General features: G+C 61.1%; 4 protein-coding genes. 3 read left to right on the forward strand and 1 reads right to left on the reverse strand.

The window, feature by feature from the left end; genetic code table 11:
* Both A2J01_RS04825 and A2J01_RS04830 read left to right on the forward strand, forming a co-directional pair.
* Nucleotides 1-934, forward strand: a 934-nt coding sequence (locus tag A2J01_RS04825) for a hypothetical protein (protein WP_231915701.1), incomplete at its 5' end; no start/stop codon positions are given.
* Nucleotides 935-1,018: 84 nt separating this feature from the next.
* Nucleotides 1,019-1,339 carry a hypothetical protein gene (locus tag A2J01_RS04830; protein ID WP_047269100.1) on the forward strand — a complete coding sequence of 107 codons (321 nt, stop codon included), beginning with the start codon at nucleotides 1,019-1,021 and terminating at the stop codon, nucleotides 1,337-1,339.
* A gap of 58 nt (nucleotides 1,340-1,397) precedes the next feature.
* Here A2J01_RS04830 and A2J01_RS04835 read toward each other — a convergent pair whose 3' ends face one another.
* Nucleotides 1,398-2,198 (reverse strand): hypothetical protein, encoded by an 801-nt coding sequence (locus A2J01_RS04835; protein ID WP_047269099.1) that lies wholly within the window; start codon nucleotides 2,196-2,198, stop codon nucleotides 1,398-1,400.
* 752 nt (nucleotides 2,199-2,950) lie between these two features.
* On the opposite strand from A2J01_RS04835, the gene A2J01_RS04840 reads away from it, so the two are divergent.
* A partial coding sequence (locus tag A2J01_RS04840; protein ID WP_197494154.1) for a hypothetical protein occupies nucleotides 2,951-4,136 on the forward strand: 1,186 nt, incomplete at its 3' end.

Below are 4,136 nucleotides of genomic sequence, written 5' to 3' on the forward strand. Positions count from 1 at the left end.
GCAGGTCATGGCCCCGAAAGCAGGACAACCTGCGCCCTGGCTGGTGCTTGACCTTTCCGCCGACCTGTCACAACTGAACCTCGACGGCAACGATGCCGACACAACGGGCGACGTAATGGCGGCGACTCGGCTGTTGGACTCCGCGGAGGTGAAAGCCCGCATCATGTCGCAATTGCTCAACACGCTCAAACTGGCAGGCCAACAGCAGTTCACGGCTGGCGGAAGCTTGAACGTGCAGGTCGTCGTCGACGAAGCATGGCAATACGCGGGACCTGCCGATAGCACGCAACCAGACGCATTGGTGTCGCTCTCGAACCAGTTCGCAGGCGACTGCCGTGATGTGCGAAAGTTCGGCATCGGATTCGCATTCATCCTGCAATCCGCGACAGGCCTACGCGACGACATTTGGCGCCAACTCGCGGTGCTCTTAGTTGGATACGGACTTCACGACCAATCCGACATCAAACGCATGGCCGGCAGGGTCTCCGACTCCCACCTGGCGCTGTACCGGGCCGCACCACCGCCAGAGGCGACAGGTCGCTACACCTGGATGTGCGTGGGTGGCGCAGTGACAGGTCTGTCGTTCGGCGCGAACCCAGTGTTCTTGGAAAGTGTCACCGACCCGATGGCGTGGCTGAACTGGAATGACGCGTGGATAACCAGGATTCGGCGCGAGTTCTCCCAGCATCTCCCCGCTGGGGATACGGGCGGCAGACTCACCCACTTGCCGTCGAGACCAGGGTACGACGATCCAGCGATGGAGGTGCACGCTCGGCGCCGAGCAGTTGTGGATGGTCGCGCCAGCGCAACCGGTGTCGCCTCAGTGGCAGATGCGCTCGCAGGACGGCCTCAACGCCGTGACCGGAATTCTCTTGCCCACAACACCACAAGTACATGGACGAACCGCCTAGATGACGACCCCCCGCCGTTCTGATTGTCTCGGGCACCACGATCACCGGAACCGGGCTTTCTACACTGACCGCACACGTTGTTCCGCCTCACATTAAGGAGATGCGCTGTGGCGCAAATAAGGACGCAGACACTGCTGGTGCTCGACGACAGCGAGAAGGAGGTGTTCAAGGATGCGAGTACGGGCAAACTGCTGCAGAACGCAGTCAAACCGCTCCAGGAGTCGCTGAAAGAGCACGCGAAGTCGCTAGCCGCGATGAGCAAGGGATCACCGAACGAGGATGATCTCAAGGCTGCTGACGCCGCGGTCACCGAATTGAAGGGGCTGCTGACGAGTCTCCCTCAGAGCGAGGCCCGCAAGGAGGCGGACGAGCAGCTCGATAGCGCTCAGGCGATCATCGACGAGGCGCGCGGAATTCTCCCGTCTTGACCTTTGATCGACGAAAAGCGGTCCACGCCAATGGCGTGGACCGCTTTTCGGTTCTAAATCAGGCAGACATGCGGTGACTGCCAGTAGAGTTCATTGCGGCCTGCGCATCCCTGATCCGCTGCTTGCGTGCCGCTGTGTCGCGCTCGCGGGCTGCGAAAAGATCGCGATGGCGAGCGGCCTGCGGGCCAGGGGTGTAGTCCTGCACTTCACCGCCGTACGCGCACAACAGATCTGCAGCCCGATCCCATCCGCAACCGAGGATCGTAGCCAACGTATTCGGAACCATCTGCTGTTTGACCGCGCGACGAACGATCTCGCGCTCCTCACCGTAAGTGATCACAGCTCGGCCGTCAGCCGAAACCTTTGGCTTCCGGTCGAGAAGGGACTGCGTGACGAACCGCTTAGGAAGCTCTTTGAGTGCTGCCTCGGACTTGTAGCGATGCAGTACATCACTGACGAGATGTTCGTCGATGGTAGGTACCGGATCGAGATCCGCTGGAATCCAACTGATGTCGGGAATATTTCGGTACAGCTTGGTTCCAGCGAGGACATCGAGGGTGTGGTGTTCGAGTTCAGCGTTGCTTCCTGGATCATGGATGTGCATGTCGGGCAAGCCTCGCGAGTTCCATGCGGTGGCAGCGACCACGGTGTTCGTCGGTTGCCTACCCAACTTCACCTCCTCAAGGACCTCGCGTCGGCACTGCTGCAGAAGCGGGCATTCGTGGCAGGCCGCGATCGCTGACTTCGCCACTCGGATACGGGCTTTGACAAACCGACGTTCTGCAGCCAATTCCGCGAAGGTGGCGGCGGGGACCCGTTCCTCGGTGCTTGCAGCGAGACTCGGGGGATCTGGAAGCATGAAGGAATCCGGATCATCTTGGCACAGGCGAGTTTTCGACACACGAGTCGCTGCCTGTCTCCACGCGTCCTGCGTAGCCCTGTTGGTAGCAGGAGAAGCGATGGGTCGACCAGTGCGACGGCGATGAGCGACCTGCAATGCGTGCCGAGCACGCAGACGCTCAAGCTCGCTGGCGACGTTCCGCTGAGAGGAAGGGGCGGAAGATCCCGCGTTGACGCCGGCCGGCCGGATCTGGCCTGGCGTAGAGGTAGGCAAAACTGTGGATGACATGGTCCCTCCAAATGGTGCCCGAAACGAGTTCAAGCGTGTACAACATCTCCGATAAGGAAAAAATAGCACGTCCGGCGGGTGTGTTGCGGTATCAAGCCCGAGATTTCACCACGAGATGTGGGCTACGAAACAGGCATACCAGCGGCCAGAACTGATCCCCGATAGCCCAATCCCATCAACAGCAGCCGCAGAATGCCAGAAATACGCGCCCCGAACTGGTCGAGCACGACGGGGCAGACGATCGGGCCCTCTGCCCCAACCGATTCATAAATCGAGACGCGAACGTCACCGGTAGATAGAACCAGTCTGGGCGTAACTACCCGGCCCCACCGAGACGCACCAATGGGTGACAACGCTGTCCGGCGACAACGATGACCAGCGAAATCCTGCCCCGAACTGCGCAGACGGACCGTGAGCCACCGCCGGGTTGCTCCCTCGACGAGCGTGCCGCACACATACAACCCCACCGCGAGACTGTGCGCATGACCAACGACGTGATTCTGAAAGCTGGATTCTTCGGGTGCGCACATGCCGGATACGGGATGCGTGGAATGGCCCGAAAACATCCCGCCGGCCCGAACATCCGCGAAGTTGACGGATACGTCACCTACGAACTGGTACAGCGCGACATGATCAGCAAAGGGGTGGACTGCCAGATCAACGGGGGCGACGGATTCCATGTGCACCACCCATCGGTGCGGGCAGTGAACGAGGAACGCCGCGTCGACGCCCTGCGAATCGCTGCAGGTATCCCCGCTGTCGTCAACACCGGCAACCATGACGCCGGCGCCGGGACTTCGGTCTCGGCAGCCGCGTTGCTGCACCAACCCGACCTGGGTCGTTTGGCGGTTTTTCCCGATCCGGGACGAGCAGTAGACGACCTGATCGGCCCGCAGCCCGGCTACTACGAAGTGCACCAACCGATCCCCGATGTGCCGTTCTACTTGCATGTTGTCTCACACAACGGACTGGATCCGCGACTACCAGAACGCGGCATCATCGTCGACCCACAACCGATCGAAGGTGGGGTAAACATCCTTGTGTCGCACGGTATTTTCTCTGCGGATGGGCGATTGTTCGGTGCAGATGACCGCCACGGCGCCGAGCGAGTGATCCCGGAGGAATGGGTCAACCGAGGCTGGGATCAGAGCATCCTGTCGGACTACCACACCCCGGGTCCGATCCCCGGTTTCGGACCGGATGACGGACGCGAACGCGGGCAAGTCTGGATGACGGGTTCGCTCATCGGACGAGGATTCTCTGACGAGATATGCGCGCGAGGTTGGCTGTTGCTCGAACTGACCACCGACGGCAGGGTCACCGTCACCCCTCAGTACGTGTGGCGTCGTCCCCAGATCGATTTCGACACGATAGACGCACGTGGAAAGACGATCGAACAGATCAACACGATCATTCGAGAACGCCTCGCCGAAAGCGACTGGTGGGATGATGAATCCGCCGAGATCAGTGGCGACGGAGGATACATTCTCCGGCAGAAGATTTCGTACACAACCTGCGGGCAGCGACATGGCCTGCGTGCACTGGCAGGGGAGTGGGCGGCAGCCGCCGGCCGCGCCGCCTACTGGGCGTTCGCGTGGGAACACCCGCTACCCGGTGACGGTGGTCTACGCCTGGCAACCGAACCAGAAACCCGAACTGGCAGCGACC

The organism is Rhodococcus sp. EPR-134, from assembly GCF_001647205.1.
GTDB lineage: Bacteria > Actinomycetota > Actinomycetes > Mycobacteriales > Mycobacteriaceae > Rhodococcus_F > Rhodococcus_F qingshengii.

Bases quoted from the DNA above. Each gene is read 5' to 3' on its own strand.
- A2J01_RS04835 (WP_047269099.1), bottom strand. From the start codon at position 2,198: ATGCTTCCAGATCCCCCGAGTCTCGCTGCAAGCACCGAGGAACGGGTC.